Here is a 14849-nt window from a genome sequence, read left to right on the forward strand (position 1 = left end):
GGGCACTCGGCTGCACAGTACGACGATGAATCCTCGAACTCCTACCACAGACGATGGTGCAACTCCTCGATGTGGGTTCAGGGTCTTGTACCTGCGAGTGCCAAGGAGATTCGTGTTCAGGACCAGACAGGCACCTAGGAGAAAGCATATAGCCAGCTCTGTATGAACAATAGTTAATGGACTGATGATGAGAATGAGCGGAGAAGCAGATAGAACAAGACGAATCTCTGTGGGCATCGAGGGGATGCACTGTGCCTCCTGTGTAGCAACTGTAGAGAAGTCGCTCATGTCTACTGAAGGTGTGACCGCGGTCTCCGTGAGCTTGCTTGAGCAGAAGGCGGTCATCGACTATGACCCTCAGAGAGTGGAGAGAACGGACTTGGAGAGAGCAATCGAGAAGACCGGGTACAGACCGAAACGACCAACAATGACACTCAGAGTCACATCACCCGATGAACCGGACTGGGCCAAGGTTGAGAGCACAGCAGCAGAGATTGACGGGGTCATTGCTGCGAGGGGCTTCCCCGGCTCGTCGCTCTTGCTTGTAGAGTACGACAGCGACCTTGTGACTCAGAAGACAGTGGTCAACAGACTCATCATGGCAGGATATGAGGTCACAGGAGAGTCCAGTCAGAATCTGGACCGCGAAGCGCTGGCAAGAAGTCAGGAGAAGAGGTACTACCTTGTTCGCTTGGCAGTGTCTGCGCTGCTCGCGATTCCAATCACAGTCATCATGTTTGGAGGGCAGTACTTCATGCTGCCGGCGGGTTGGGACATGAACGTGGTCATGTTCATTCTCGCCACCCCCGTCCAATTCATTGGCGGCTATCCCTTCTACAAGTCAAGTCTGGCGGTGCTAAGACATGGAAAGACGAACATGGACACACTGATCATGCTCGGGACAAGCGCCGCCTACGGCTACTCTGTGCTTGCCACCTTTGTGCTCACTGGCTTCGACACCTTCTATGACACTTCCGCCCTTCTCATCACATTCATTCTTTTGGGCAGGTGGCTTGAAGCACTGGCGAAGGGAAGGACCTCGAATGCGATACGTGCACTGATGGACCTGCAGGCCACGACTGCCACAGTGATACGCGAGGGCGAAGAGATCACGGTACCGGTGGAAGACGTCGAGGTGGGCGACCTGTTCGTCGTGAGACCGGGTGACAGGATTCCAGTGGATGGCGTGGTTGTAGAGGGAGAGTCATCTGTGGACGAGTCGATGGTGACAGGAGAGCCGATGCCCGTACTGAAGCACGCAGGTTCAGAGGTTGTGGGATCGACCGTTAACAAGAATGGAGCCTTGAGGGTCAAGGCATCAAGAGTGGGCAGGGACACAGTACTGGCTCAGATTGTGAGGATGGTGGAGGAAGCGCAGACGAGGAAACCATCGATTCAGAGAAAGGCGGACTCCATAGCGGAGGTGTTCGTGACTGTCGTGCTGCTCATGTCCACGCTGACATTCTTTGGGTGGCTCATCCTGGGTGCTGCAGAATGGACAAGGGCGTTGAGCTTCACTATCGCGGTGCTTGTCGCTGCTTGTCCGTGCGCTCTGGGTCTCGCAACGCCCACCGCAATAATGGTGGGACTTGGAAGGGGGGCACAGATGGGTATTCTAATCAAGAGTGGGGCAGGACTTGAAGCGATTCCCCGGGTTGACACAGTTGTCTTCGACAAGACGGGCACTCTTACGGAGGGGAGACCCGCCGTGGTGGATGTTGTGTCAGTCGACGGCACGGACACAGATGCGGTGCTTCAGGTCGCTGCTGCTGTTGAGAGACTCAGTGAACACCCGCTTGCCGAGGCGTTGGTTCACTATGCAGACGAGAGGGGACTGGAGCGCTTGGAGGCTCACGGATTCATGTCATATCCCGGACGGGGAGTCGCTGGAGAGGTGAGTGGTGAGAAGGTCGTTGTCGGCAACGAGGAGTTCCTTCGGAGTCATAACGTCGATACATCACCTCTGAGAGGTCAGGCGGAGATGCTGGAACAGGGAGGGCGGACAGTAGTCCTCGTATCTGTGAACCACAAGCTGAAGCTGGCCATTGGGATAGCGGACCGACTGAAGCAGTCGTCACTCTCGGCCGTAAAGGCGCTGCAAACCATGGGCATCGACGTCTGGATGATCACGGGTGATAGGGAACAGACCGCCCGGTCCGTTGCTAGAATGGCTTCGATAGACAAAGTGATGGCCGGCGTACTTCCTGCAGCCAAGGCTGACAAGGTCCGCGAGCTGCAGTCGAACGGGCGCACTGTCGCAATGGTGGGAGACGGCATCAATGATGCACCAGCTCTCGCACAGGCGGATGTAGGTATAGCGCTCGGGTCAGGGACCGATGTCTCTGTCGAGACCGGAGACATGGTCTTGGTGAGGGACGACCTGTCCGATGTTGTTGCGGGGATTCGTCTGGGACGCAAGACAATGAGCAAGATACGACAGGGATTCTTCTGGGCCATGATATACAACGTGCTGCTACTGCCTGTTGCGGCTGGACTGTTCTATCCTCTCACAGGCATTGCTCTGAGGCCAGAGTTCGCAGGCCTTGCAATGGCCATGTCCAGTGTGAGTGTCGTCAGCAACGCGCTACTTCTCTCCAGATTCGATCCAAGACCATTGATGGCTGCGACAACCGGCGAGCTTGGCCTGAGCAGTGCTGGACCGACTGTTGCGATAGACCCCATCTGCAAGATGGATGTGGACACCTCGACTGCGAGTCTGTTCAGCGACTTTGAGGGCAAGAGGTACTACTTCTGCGCGCAATACTGCAAGGATGTCTTTGAGTCCAACCCAGTCGCCTACAGAGACCACGACCACAAGTAAGCTCAGTGATGCAGAAGGTACGGAGCACTCTTCCTCTGACCATGATGTTGAATAGACACCGTGATACTACCAGGGTCCATGCCATCACGCATGTCAGAGATTCTCAATGCTTTGCTGAGGGCATCTCCTCTGCTGACATCGTTTCTCCTTCCAGTCTCTGCTGTGGTGTGGAACAACCAGACCCTTGGTCTGCACGATGTGAGCCTGTGTTTTGTGTTCTGGGGGTACAGTATGGGGGCTGGAACCTTTGGACTGTACAACGAGACCGGATTTGGACCAGTAGGGCTCACGCAGATAGCATTCGTAGCGGTCTGTTGGACAGTACTGGCAATCATTCTTACGTGGGCACTCGGAGTCTGTCAGCAGTCTAACATCAGGCTCAACTGGCTGGCGACGCTGCTCGTGGCAGCACTGGTCCTTCAGTTGGTCATACCTCAAGTCCTCACTTGGGGAGTCCCACCGAGCTTCTCAGAAATAACAAGCATACCAATCCCGGCCCCCTCACTGTGTGCAATGCTGTCGGCTTGCGTCTGCAGCTCTCAGTTGAGGCACGAGAGGCGGGCTACATCAATATAAGACGGTTCTACATGTCCGCAGGAGCAGGGTAAGCCATGGTGTACGACTTACTTGTGATTGGTGCGGGACCAGCTGGCAGTGTGTGCGCGATGCATGCTGCAAAGGCAGGTCTGAAGGTATTGCTTGTCGACAAGGCGAAGTTCCCACGTTTCAAGTCATGTGGGGGTGCGCTATCCAAGAGGACACATCGTCAGCTCGGCCCAAAGGCAAAACTGGGCGTGAACTGCAACGCCGATGGCCTCGTGGTGTGGTCTCCTGGCCTCAAGGCTGCAGACTACGAGGAACCGAACTGCCTCGACCTTGTGGTCAGGACGGAATGGGACCACAAGGTGCTCATGGATGCGGCAGACTCAGGGGCAGAGGTCCTAGAGGCAACAATGGCGAAGACGGTCTCCAAGAACGGTGACAAGTACAAGGTGAGCCTGTCAAGCGGCAATCAGGTGAGTTGCAGATACCTCGTCATAGGTGACGGGGCAGGACTCAGGTCCTACAAGAAGTCGCTCGGCTTCCAGCAGCCCTATGACCACATGGCAAGGACCGTGTGCGCAGAGATTCCTCTTGATGACAGCATCATTGACGAGACCTTAGGGACAAGGAGGAAGATCCACATCTTCTTTGGAGTTGTCCCGCGAGGCTATGGATGGTTGTTTCCCAAGAGAGGACACCTCAACGTTGGCATAGGGTTCGGAAATGCCTCAGCTCCTTCTCTCACACAGTTCGAGGTGTTTGACCGATTCGTGACGCAGCTTAAGGAGAAGAAGATGGTTCCCTCTGACTGCGACTTCTCATGCAGAGTCGCACACCCCATACCGTTCAAGAAACCGTTCGAGCCCATCGGGTCAGACAGTGCCCTCCTAATCGGAGATGCAGGGGGTTTCGTCTCACCCGTCACTGGTGAAGGTCTATACTACGGGACCGCGTCGGGACTGCACGCGGCACAAGCCATCAGTGCACAGATTGATGGAACGGCCCAAGTTGACCTTGTATCAGACTACACGTCAAGGTGGATGGCTGACTTTGGGACTGACATGATACACAGCGGACTCTGGTTGGCCAACTTCGTCTACAGGTCGCAGAAGCGCATGGAGCTCATGGTCCGGATGATGATTGCTGATGAGAAGACCAGACGCACCGCAGCACGCATGATCATGGGAATCGCAAGCTACAGTGAAGCGCGAAGCAGAATCCTGAAGAGGGCACTGCTTTCCGCTGCCAAGTCCTTGAGCGTCTAGTAATCGACAAAGCCGCTGTCCGAGTCCACAAAGAAATGCGGCCAGTGAGTCTTGACGAACTCAAGTGGCAGTTCCTTCCGGAGTACCAGAAGCGTGAGCTCGCAACAATCGTCACCCACCGCCTTGCACTTGGTCTCGCGACATATGACATGGTAGTCGCCATTCATGGTCAGTGCCGACCAAGTCTGGGCAGCTCCCTGATATGCGCCTGCGGGGAACCAGCAGAACTTCATCGGAAAGGAGATTGACCTACAGAAGGGGCTATCGTCGTCTTGCAACGTGTATATGTAGACTGTCTCCCCTTCAACCTCAACCTTCTCATAACTCTGCTTGGTCGGGGTCCGTCCAGCAAACATTATCCATGCAGCTTCACCGTAAGCAGGTATTCTCTCGAAGTCGCCCTCCAATTGCGCTGAGAGCTCCATCATGAACTCGTGACCAAGAGACATACCACCTTCGAAGACATGCTTGGGTCCTGCGGACGTACCCATGGTGTCGACAGCTGTCTGCATCAGCAGCTGATTCAGCTTGGTCAGGGTCAGTGTCAATACCTTCTCACTAGCCAGCTTCTTTGCCTTGGATGCCTGAATTATCAGCCAGTTCTTCATCTATTCCATTACCACCCGAACAGATTCCAGCTTGCCCAGTCTGACAAGCTGTTCGCATAGTATCTTCACACGCATTTCCGGGAGCTCGAGTATGCTTGCCAGCTCCTCAATGCTCCGCTTACCATCAGCAAGGGCCACAATTGAGATCTGATGACTGTCGAGACCACTGAGAGTGACCTGCTCTCCTTTTGGAAAGGGCACATGCCTCGTTGTCAGGGGCTTCCGCTTCGCTTCGGTTGTGGCGATTCGTTTCACGATGTCGCTTGCACTGGTGGCACGCACCCTGAACTCCCTGTCGACAAACACAGTCACAGCATGTTCAGGTGAACCATGAGTCACAACCACTGGAACAGGGTTCCGTGGCGAGTGCATGACTCGAACGGTCTCTATCTGGACCTCGACTTCGTCCTTGCAGACTGGACAGAAAAACTTCACTGTGCTTGTACTCGTACACACTCCTCCTTCAGGTGCCCTGGTCGGACCTTAGTACTTCAAATATCATCCGCTCAAGTCTGTCAAAGTTGAAGCCGGTCAGAGCAGAAACTGGAACCCACTTCAGGCCAGTTCTCTGGGAAAGCTCCTGAACATCAGACTCGTTCACACTGTTATCCATGTCGCTTTTGTTGCCCACTATGAGGCGTCGCTCAGCAGGCAACGTGTTAGTCATCTCAATCCACTCTTCAAGTTCAAGAAACGACTCGTACCTGCTCATGTCAAAGACCAGTATGGCCATCTTTGCACCAGCAATCAGTGGCTGCTGGAAGAAACGAAACTGCGACTGACCTCCCAAATCACACGAGACCAGTCTGTAAGTGTTTCCAGTCCCATTATCCTTCATCTCCCATGTATCGATATCCACCCCAATGGTCATTGAGGGCTCGATGTAACTGCCAGTCACGAGACGAGACACGATACACGTCTTCCCCACACCACCCGACCCACAGAAGACAACCTTTGATAACTTGGACTTTATCCCGTCACTCGCCTTTCGTACTAACGGTTGAAGGTCGTTCATAGGGGCGAAACTCGATGTGGCCGAGCACAAAGCGGCATTTTAGTTTGTTGCTTGACGGGTGCGCTTGTGGGACTGTCTTGCACCACAAACGTACCGCGCGTCAGGCAGAGTGACCTTGTCAGTCGTCATGTGATGGCCTTGGAACGAAAGGCCAGTGCTTAATAGATGGTTATCCGAACGGGTAGCTGTCCTGGAGGAACAAAGTCATGCTATCTAGAGTTCAGAAAGTCTACTTCGGAATGGCTCGTCTGGGGCCTTCAATCATGCTCGATATGCTGGACTTGGCCAGCGCCCTGTTCTATTTCTCACTGATGGCACTGCCCGCCATCTACACGGGCGCGTCAATCGCTTTCAGTTACATCGCCATAATGGTGTCCGAACTGACATTTGGGAATCTCAGTGATAGGACGGTCACAAGATGGGGAAGACGCAAGCCCTTCGTCATGGTCGGAGCACCACTCATGGCCATCTCATTCCTCTTTGTATTCACGCCGACAGCCTTTGTGAACCCCGCTGATGAAATGGCATTGTTCGTATACGCGCTGATAACCATGAGCCTCTTCAAGGTCTTCTATGGCATGACCATGACCCCATTCCAGTCCTGGATGCCAGAGCTCACAGAACCAGAAGAGCGGCCTGCCGTCTCATCTTGGCAGAACGTGGCCAACTTTCTCGGTTTCGTCACCGGTACATTTGGCACCATCTTACTCGCAAGTGTTGCGCCCAGTGCGCTCACTCTGGTCATATTGGGCTTTGTCGCGATTCAGCTCGCAGGGTTTGCTCCGTCACTTGCACTCCTGAACAAAGAAGGCAAGTTCATCCAGCGCCCGAATTTCACTGAGGAACTGAAGAGGGCGTTGAAGAACAGAGACTATGTTGGATGGATGTTTGCTCAGGGCGTGATGTCAGTCGGCATGGCCATGATTATCAAGACCGCATTCCCGTTCATCCAGGACTTCTTGAGGTTCAGCTTGACGGAGATGATAGTCTTCGGAGCTGAGTTGCTCATCGTGGTGTTTGGCTTCTTCCTTGTCTGGCGGTGGTCAATCCGTCACAGAGGAAAGAAGAGGACAATTCAAACGGCCCTCTTTGTTGCATCCCTTGCTCTGCCCATGACCCTGTTGGTCACCACATCAATAGAGGGCTTCATACTCCTCGCACTGGTGGGAGCAGGGGTATCCGGTTACTACCTGTTCCCGTACATAGTCTATGCTGACTTTGCGCAGAAGGACGAGATACTCACAGGAGAAGGGCGGGCGGGCATGTATACTAGCGTGCCGACAGTCACGCTCAACAGTTTCCAGGCACTCTCAGCGCTTCTGTGGGGAATCGTATTCAGCTTGCCCAAGGTATTGGCTGTACCAAGGGCGCCAACCGACCCGCTCCTAACGATGGGGTATAGGCTGTGGGGACCAATCGCGGCGGTCTTCTTGCTTCTGGCAATCATAATCCTTGGCTGGATTGACCTAGACCCGGACTTTGAGAAGTTGAAGGCAGAGAGGGGCATCAAGGAGCAGACAGCTGAAGCCAGCAAGTCAGAGTGAGACTACCTCCGGACGCAGTTGGACTGACTTCGTGTGGTCAGTGCAGTCCATGATGAGACCGATCCAGTCAAAGAGGTCGGAGCAGTCCGCGTAGACTGCAGAGGAGCCAAGTCTGCCATCCGGTCATTCACTGAGAGAGCATACGGCCATCCACCTTCGTCACCGTGAACGAAAGCAGCAGGAGCATTGACTACGTGAAGAACGACCCCTCTGCCGTCAGTCTAACGGCACCATACACGAAGGCCTGTAGAGTATCTGTGTCAACAATCTCAACGACAAGTCTGCTCGGTCGGCTGATTTCGTATCCCTGCTCAATCACTATTGGTCTGCTCATGCCTTCTTGTGGGAGGAGACTGTTTCGATACAGGAAGGCTGCCAACGGGCCCGCAGCGCTGCCAGTCGCAGGATCCTCAAGAACACCTGCCGTTGGCGCAAACACCCGCATGTGTGCTGTTGACTCTGGGTGAGTAGTCTCCTGACTGAAGACAAGTATCTCTTGCGACCTCAGCCCGTGCAGTGCTGACTCGATTGCCGCAGAGTTGGGAGAAGCACGTCTGACTGCATCAAGCGTCTTCAGCCGCACGATGAGGAAGGGCAAGCCAATGCCCACAAACTGCGGCGGGGGACTACGGGCGACATCGTCTGAGGACAGACCCAGAGCTTCGGCAACAGCCTTCAATCTGTCACAGGTCTCATAGAACTTGGATGGCGGCTGTTTCATCCCCACTGTGTCATTGCCCATGAGACTGACCTCCACTGGTCCAATACCAAGTTCAAGCCGGAATGACACAAGCTTCTCTGGAATGATGTTCTTCTGTCTCAGCACAAACGCAGTCCCAAGCGTCGGATGACCTGCGAAAGGTAATTCGGTACCGGGCGTGAAGATTCGTACCTTCGCAACACACTCTCTCTTGACAGGCTTGAAGACAAAGGACGTCTCAGAGAAATGCATCTCCAGGGCAATCCCCTGCATCTCTTCAGCGGTGAGACCGGAGTTGGCTTCGTGGTCCCAGAATGTTGCAAGCTGGTTACCACCAAAGCGATATCGGGTGTCAGTGAAAACGCTTGTCTGTAGATAGGGAACAGCCTTCAAGGTCTATTGCGCCGCTGACATGACCGCATATGCTACTAATCAGTCTCTCGGCTTGAGCGTGTAGTGGGATATGATATGATGCGAATCGCGGTGTTGACTGCAGACCGCTCTAGGTGAGATTCATGCAGGCCGTTGTTGAGGTGCAAGGCCAGACACCCACCATATCCGCTGCTCTTAAGCAAGACCCACCACGTTCTCCGACTTTCCTTTGATTACCAATTGTTTATTTGCTTCCGATGAGTACTATTGTCAGGGCGAACGATCACTAAGCGCCCTTCAGAGGGAACAGTCATGCAAGTCAAGAAACGCAATGGTACTCTCGAGGCATTCATGCCTGAGAAGATTGTAGTCAGCTGTGTCAAGAGCGGATGCCCCTACGACACGGCGAGGACGATAGCCAAGACGATTTCCAAGAGCAAGGAGAAGGTAGTCGATACCTCAATAATAAGGGAGAGAGTCCTCTCGGAGCTAACAGCAAGGGGACAGACCGAAGCTGTAGCGCACTGGCGTTCCTACGACCAAGAGAAGTCTAGAGAGTAACCGTCATGTGCATCACACCGCGTATGTACAAGACTGTCCAGACTCGCGGCAGCAGATGCCAACCCCTATAGGTTTCTCACTTCGACGCCAACCCGGGTGCACAATCCAATCGTGCCCCGACACAACAAACAGTATGGATTGGAAGCAACTGCAGCAGACTCCATGAAACCTGGAGCAGCGACCCCAGTGCCGTTTGCAAGGGGCGACAGGAATCCTGTGTCCAACTCGGTCCAACTAGGAATGGACGGCCGGGGTCTCGGGAGTTGAGGGCGGCTGGGACAAAAGTGGCAACACTTAAAAGCCCGCTTACAAAAGGACCCACACCGATTTCAGCGTTCCTGCTGATTCGTGTGGGTGAACGTCAGATGAACAGGAGACTCGTGGTCCTCTCCCTGTGTTTTGTGGCGATGTTTCTAGTGACTGTGATTCCAGTCGCGACAGCAACGCCTGCACAAACCAGGGCCACGGTCGAGGGAAGTCGAACCGTTGAGTCATATGTTGTTGAGTCTGCTCACAACTACGCAAACAACTTCGACTATACCTGGACCATCACAAAAACGGGTGCGACCCAGATTCGGGTGCACTTCACAAAGATCGATGTAGAGAAGAACTATGACTTCGTCTATGTCTACGACGCCGCAGGAAGTCAGCTTCACAAGTTGACTGGACTGTACTCGTCTGGATTGTGGTCGTCATACAGCAGTGGCGACACGATCAAAGTCCGACTGAAGACCGACTACAGTATCACAAAGTGGGGCTTCAAGATTGACCAGATCGAGTACACCACTGGTGGTGGAAGCAAGGTACTGACAAACGGAGTCCCGGTGACAAGCTCACTCTCGGCGACTGGCGCAACTGAAACTTGGACAATCCAAGTCGATGCGAACGCTGTCAGTATGTACTCCACCCTCACATGTGGGTCTGCGGACTTCGATCTTTATGGAAAACTCGGGTCTGCTCCGACAACCAGTGTCTATGATTGGCGCGGATACACCTCTGGTGGAGAGGAAGTGACGTACAACAGTCCCGGTGCGGGGACGTGGTACATCATGGTTCGCTCCTACAGCGGCTCCGGTGCATACACCCTGACTGTCACTATAACCTATGGTGGCGGCGGTGGTGGTGGTGACGGAGTCGTCAAGAGGTGGGCGGTCATAGTCGGTATATCTGACTACAAGGCGATAAGCGACCTGTCATACTGTGATGAGGACGCCACTGACTGGTACAACTACCTGAAGAACGTCATGCACTACGACTACATACGAGTGCTTGGTGACGGGCACACCTCAAACTATCCGGTCTACTATGCTACTGCTACCGAGTACAACGTGAAGCAGTCCCTCTCCTGGCTCGGAGGAGCTGATGGCGACGACATCGTAGCCTTCATCACTTCAGGCCACGGCTCGGGCACTGGCACCGGTTCCTCATACCTCTGCATGTGGGACAGCGGTAGCGGCGAGAGCGGTGAGAACGGCAACCTGTATGACACCGAATTGGATGACTACGTGGGCTCTTGGGCAGCAGGCAAGATATTCATCTTCGTCGACCACTGCTACAGCGGTGGGCTGATTCCTGAGATCCAGGCTCTGGGCAACCACGCCAAGGTCTACATGACCACAACGTGCACGCAGAACGGGTATGGGTACGATGACTCAACCCACAAGAACGGAGCATGGACGTACTACTTCTTGGAGTACGGCCTCATCAACCACTTCGGAAGCAGCACGACCACCACAATGGAAAGCTGCTTTGACTACGCACTGGCTGCATATCCGTACTCTGGCGGTGACACACCCCAGGAGTACGACGGCAACACCAGCACTGGTTTCACCCTGTAGTAAGAACGGAAGGGTCTTCCCTTCCTTCTTTTCTTTTTTCATCTGACATGATGCCCGCAAGTAGAGTGACAGGCAGTCCCACCAGTCTTCATCTTTCGATCCCTACCATGAAACAGGAGTCCTGTCACTCTTGGCGGACAACAACGGGGTCAGTCACCTTTGCTCCACATTTCGATCGACCAATGTCAGTTAAATGAAACGGACAATGCACTGCAAGGTTAGGACCTATTCCATTTGAGGTCTGCACATAGAGACTCATCATGACCCACCGTGGATGGATATGCCATCAGGAATCGATGTCGAACTGCACCCTCATCACAATACTCGCGCATCGCTCAGTCGCGCGGAACAGGGGGCACGCATGTCTCCTGTGGCTCAGGCGGAGGAGGTGGTGGACGCCCCATGGCAAGCCGGAGGGCCAAGACGGGGAGCACAATAGCAAGCCAGATGACGACATTGGCAAGGGTAACAGATGCTGCGTCAAGAGTATGACCCATGCTTGTGACTAACAGCTCTCCCAGTCGCGCGAGACTCACCAGTGGATATGCAAGCATGACTCCAAAGGCTTGCTTCAGTCGCACCGAATTGACACGACAAGCGAGTCGCGCACCAGCCTGAGCACCGACAAGCATTCCGACTCCTAGGGCCAAGCCGTATAGAAGGTTGATCTCGCCCAGTCCGATGTTGGTGACCGTGCCGGCAGCGGTGGTGAAGACCATAGCGAACATAGATGTCGCCACGGCAGCATGCATCGGAATCCCCATATACATCGTCAGCAGGGGGACTATGACGACTCCACCGCCCAAGCCCAGAAGGCCTGACAGCAGACCTGCCAAGAATGCGCCGGCCAATGTGCCCACAAGTCTGGACTTCGGTATGTCTGAGAAGGAGAACGCATCAAGCTCAGACTCCATGTCCGAGCGGCCCTTTGGCTTGGTGAAGAGCATCTTGAGAGCGATGGGGAAGAGTACCACAGAGAAGATGTAACGGAGCAGCATGTCCTCGATCACGCTCTTGAGCCATGCGCCTATCACGGAACCGGGTATGGTTGTGATTGTCAGGAATAGACCAACGCGGAGGATTATCAGCCGCGGGTTGCGCCGATGATAGGAGAAGCTGCCTGACAACGAAACAAACATCGCTGCAACAAGGGAAGTCGCTGCCGCCTCAGCAGGAGCGAGAGCGAAGACTACAATCAACAGGGGCGTATTAATGGTGCCGCCGCCAATGCCCAGCATCGAGCAGATAGCGCCCACGCCAATAGCAAACACCGCAAGACAGGTGAGCATTAGTGGATCTGCAATCAATGGAATCTGCAAGGGCCTTCTCCTTGCGAGTCCCGCTCTCAATCCCTACTTAAGTCGTCCTGTAGGTTCAGGTCCTACGGTGGTGTCTTTCGCATACTAATCCAATAACAGCCGCCACACATCACAAGGATCCCGAGAAACAGTGCTCCCGCGCTTATGTTCTGGATCTCCACACTCGAGTTGAGCGTCAACGACAGGTATGATGCAATGATGATGATGAGTCCCAATGTGGCCAGAATCCGGCCCGGTGTAGTATTGAATCTCAGGAACGCGGGAGGCTCTTCATCTGCTGGCAGGGCGGGCGCAGCGGACTTCTTGACTTCGGTACTGAAGAACCGTGTGCCATCGCCGGAGAGATAGCCCAAGATTTCGCCTGCTGACACCATCTCCTGCAGGAGTGTCCGTGTGGAGTCTTCATCCAATCCGAGCCTGTTCGATAGGATAACCACAGAGCTGATACCGCTCTTGACCAGCAGCTTTGCTTGTTCTCTGACGTCAGTCATCTCAACACCCTCCGCCCGGAGTCAATGGAACTGGCTTCGGATTTCATTCTTGTTCAAGTACCAGATTGTAGGCACTGCTATGACAAGGCCAATCACGGTGAATACCATCAGCGCAGAGAGAGCAATGGCAGCAAGCCTTCCCCACTCTCTTAGCATGTACAGACCGTAAGATGCAGCAAATGTGGTGACAGAAACGGCTGTCAGCGCGACCATTAATAGTACGAACGTGTACCGAAGTGTCGGGAGCAGAAGAGGTGTGAATAGCCCAACAAGCAGTGTGAAGAGCAGACCGGACAGCCCAATCAGTAGGAAGATGGCACACAGAAACTGAACCCCCGCAGGTCGTGGTAGTGAGGTTGGTCCGCTGTCAGCGCCGTACTCTTGAACAGGACGCCGATACTCGCCGACTATGCCCGGACCCTCAGATTGGTATCTCGGAGAGTGGCTTCGGCGTTCCTCCAGTAGGACCTGACCTTGAAGTGGATATGACCGACGAGTGTCTGGGCCTACAGATGTTACAGGAGAGTCTGGAACCTCGGTCACAGATGGATTGGTCAAAGTCTCAGACGGACCTCCCAAGATGGATGAGGACCGTATCTGCAGGATTCGGTTGAAGTCAGCCTCCAAGTAGGTCACCGCCGCACATGATCCCACCGGAGGTATGTCACCTCTAGAACTCATGTCGTAGCGGAACTCAACCCTTCCCCTGTTGGGAACATCAATCGTGATGGTGCCATACTTGAACCCTGACATCTCACTGATGTCAGCACGGATAATTCTTCCGACGATGGTGCTTGTCATGAAACGCCTCCTTCTGGAGCTGGCAAGGCCGTGCGACTGGTGGGTGACCTCGTGACTCCTTCCTCTGAGATTGATTTCGTGTTGAAAGGTTATAAAGACTGCGAGTCAGCAGACTGTATGTTTCTGTCACTCCGGTCCAGTAGCCCTCTCGAAGACGATCCGACCCCATGAGCAGCAGTCCTGAAGTGGCCATGCTGTTCGGACCGCTCGACTCTGAATTCACAGGGTAGGCAGCTGCTCGGGAGTTGGACTCTGTTAATCAGCGCCTAGTGGTGCTTGCATGCCTCCATGTGGATACGGGCAACCAGAGTTTTGCCCGACACCTCATGAAACCTCGAGGATTTACTACAGTGCCGTTTCTTGGGAGCGACAGGACTCCTGCATCGAACCTGGTCCAACTGGCAGTGAATCATCTCACATGGAGACACTCGTGGCGTCACATCAGTAGGTGGTACAGGAATCATTCATTCATAATTGGCTTATTACGGGAATCTGTCGGGGACGCGCTGTCTTCAGTCCTCCAGGGCTGGCGTGCGTTCCTTCACAACGCCTCCGCCGGCCCTCCCAATCTGTGATTCAGTCGGGCATGTCACGGCACATGGTTCGTAAGAACGCCGAGGACAGTTTCAGGCACGAGGGCAGGCATGAAGTCCCGACTTGTCTACTCACTCGTAGAAGTACTTGCCCTGCCTGTAGATGACTTCATCACCGGCAACTATCTCGCCGTGAATCATGCTCTTGACCATGTCAACATGGACCGCGCTCTGGTTGACGCCGTTGCATTCCCTGTATGCATTCCCCAGTGCACAATGGATGGTGTCTCCAATCTTCTCGTCAAAGAGCATGTTCAGAGTGTACCTCTTTATGCCGCGGTTAGTGCCCATGGCCATCTCACCCAGTCGACGGGAACCCGGGTCAACCTCCAAGATGGTCTTGAGCGTCGCCTCTTCCTTTTCTGCAGAGAAGTCGAC

14 protein-coding genes are annotated in these 14849 nt (G+C 54.2%); 6 read left to right on the forward strand and 8 right to left on the reverse strand.

The features are described from left to right. Nucleotides 1-193 precede the first annotated feature (193 nt). The 3 genes from cadA to HXY34_12620 all read left to right on the forward strand — a co-directional run bounded on the left by cadA (nt 194) and on the right by HXY34_12620 (nt 4629). Complete coding sequence (gene cadA, locus HXY34_12610; protein ID NWF96975.1) at nt 194-2821, forward strand: cadmium-translocating P-type ATPase; 2628 nt, start codon at nt 194-196, stop codon at nt 2819-2821. A gap of 78 nt (nt 2822-2899) precedes the next feature. Continuing rightward, the gene (locus tag HXY34_12615) at nt 2900-3397 is read left to right on the forward strand and encodes a hypothetical protein (GenBank protein NWF96976.1); all 498 of its coding nucleotides are present in this window, start codon (nt 2900-2902) and stop codon (nt 3395-3397) included. Nucleotides 3398-3432: 35 nt separating this feature from the next. Continuing rightward, nucleotides 3433-4629, forward strand: a complete 1197-nt coding sequence (locus tag HXY34_12620) for a geranylgeranyl reductase family protein (GenBank protein NWF96977.1) — start codon at nt 3433-3435, stop codon at nt 4627-4629. Here HXY34_12620 and HXY34_12625 read toward each other — a convergent pair. The 3 genes from HXY34_12625 to HXY34_12635 are packed head-to-tail and all read right to left on the reverse strand — an operon-like array spanning nt 4626 to nt 6252. Then, complete coding sequence (locus HXY34_12625; protein ID NWF96978.1) at nt 4626-5237, reverse strand: hypothetical protein; 612 nt, start codon at nt 5235-5237, stop codon at nt 4626-4628. The genes HXY34_12620 and HXY34_12625 overlap by 4 nt on opposite strands. Continuing rightward, entirely contained in the window at nt 5238-5672 is a 435-nt protein-coding gene (locus HXY34_12630; GenBank protein NWF96979.1) for a hypothetical protein, read from the reverse strand. A 28-nt stretch (nt 5673-5700) separates the two neighbouring features. Further along, nucleotides 5701-6252: a GTP-binding protein gene (locus HXY34_12635; protein NWF96980.1), complete on the reverse strand. Its 552-nt coding sequence runs from the start codon at nt 6250-6252 to the stop codon at nt 5701-5703. A 206-nt stretch (nt 6253-6458) separates the two neighbouring features. Here HXY34_12635 and HXY34_12640 point away from each other — a divergent pair, with 206 nt between their 5' ends. Then, nucleotides 6459-7796 carry an MFS transporter gene (locus tag HXY34_12640; protein ID NWF96981.1) on the forward strand — a complete coding sequence of 446 codons (1338 nt, stop codon included), beginning with the start codon at nt 6459-6461 and terminating at the stop codon, nt 7794-7796. A 190-nt stretch (nt 7797-7986) separates the two neighbouring features. On the opposite strand, the gene HXY34_12645 is transcribed toward HXY34_12640, so the two are convergent. Further along, a complete protein-coding gene (locus HXY34_12645) occupies nt 7987-8889 on the reverse strand; it encodes a PhzF family phenazine biosynthesis protein (GenBank protein ID NWF96982.1) in 903 nt (300 codons plus the stop codon). Nucleotides 8890-9180: 291 nt separating this feature from the next. Between HXY34_12645 and HXY34_12650 the strand changes: the two genes are divergently transcribed. Both HXY34_12650 and HXY34_12655 read left to right on the forward strand, forming a co-directional pair. After that, nucleotides 9181-9429, forward strand: coding sequence for an ATPase (locus HXY34_12650; GenBank protein ID NWF96983.1), 249 nt, complete (start codon nt 9181-9183; stop codon nt 9427-9429). 365 nt (nt 9430-9794) lie between these two features. Further along, nucleotides 9795-11267 (forward strand): caspase family protein, encoded by a 1473-nt coding sequence (locus tag HXY34_12655; protein ID NWF96984.1) that lies wholly within the window; start codon nt 9795-9797, stop codon nt 11265-11267. A gap of 335 nt (nt 11268-11602) precedes the next feature. Here HXY34_12655 and HXY34_12660 read toward each other — a convergent pair whose 3' ends face one another. The 4 genes from HXY34_12660 to HXY34_12675 all read right to left on the reverse strand — a co-directional run. Further along, nucleotides 11603-12586 (reverse strand): sulfite exporter TauE/SafE family protein, encoded by a 984-nt coding sequence (locus tag HXY34_12660; protein ID NWF96985.1) that lies wholly within the window; start codon nt 12584-12586, stop codon nt 11603-11605. Between the two features lie 62 nt (nt 12587-12648). Then, nucleotides 12649-13077, reverse strand: coding sequence for a hypothetical protein (locus HXY34_12665; GenBank protein ID NWF96986.1), 429 nt, complete (start codon nt 13075-13077; stop codon nt 12649-12651). Nucleotides 13078-13098: 21 nt separating this feature from the next. Further along, nucleotides 13099-13878: a hypothetical protein gene (locus tag HXY34_12670; protein ID NWF96987.1), complete on the reverse strand. Its 780-nt coding sequence runs from the start codon at nt 13876-13878 to the stop codon at nt 13099-13101. Between the two features lie 665 nt (nt 13879-14543). Continuing rightward, on the reverse strand, nt 14544-14849 hold a 306-nt coding region (locus HXY34_12675), incomplete at its 5' end, for an aminopeptidase (GenBank protein ID NWF96988.1).

This window comes from Candidatus Thorarchaeota archaeon (assembly GCA_013388835.1).
In the GTDB taxonomy this organism is placed as follows: Archaea; Asgardarchaeota; Thorarchaeia; order Thorarchaeales; family Thorarchaeaceae; genus JACAEL01.

Excerpts from the sequence above, each read along its gene's own strand:
- HXY34_12665 (NWF96986.1), bottom strand. The coding sequence starts at position 13,077 with ATGACTGACGTCAGAGAACAAGCAAAGCTGCTGGTCAAGAGCGGTATC.
- HXY34_12650 (NWF96983.1), top strand. The coding sequence starts at position 9,181 with ATGCAAGTCAAGAAACGCAATGGTACTCTCGAGGCATTCATGCCTGAG.
- HXY34_12655 (NWF96984.1), top strand. The coding sequence starts at position 9,795 with ATGAACAGGAGACTCGTGGTCCTCTCCCTGTGTTTTGTGGCGATGTTT.
- HXY34_12625 (NWF96978.1), bottom strand. The coding sequence starts at position 5,237 with ATGAAGAACTGGCTGATAATTCAGGCATCCAAGGCAAAGAAGCTGGCT.
- HXY34_12635 (NWF96980.1), bottom strand. The coding sequence starts at position 6,252 with ATGAACGACCTTCAACCGTTAGTACGAAAGGCGAGTGACGGGATAAAG.
- HXY34_12620 (NWF96977.1), top strand. The coding sequence starts at position 3,433 with ATGGTGTACGACTTACTTGTGATTGGTGCGGGACCAGCTGGCAGTGTG.
- HXY34_12615 (NWF96976.1), top strand. The coding sequence starts at position 2,900 with ATGCCATCACGCATGTCAGAGATTCTCAATGCTTTGCTGAGGGCATCT.
- HXY34_12670 (NWF96987.1), bottom strand. The coding sequence starts at position 13,878 with ATGACAAGCACCATCGTCGGAAGAATTATCCGTGCTGACATCAGTGAG.
- HXY34_12640 (NWF96981.1), top strand. The coding sequence starts at position 6,459 with ATGCTATCTAGAGTTCAGAAAGTCTACTTCGGAATGGCTCGTCTGGGG.
- cadA (NWF96975.1), top strand. The coding sequence starts at position 194 with ATGAGCGGAGAAGCAGATAGAACAAGACGAATCTCTGTGGGCATCGAG.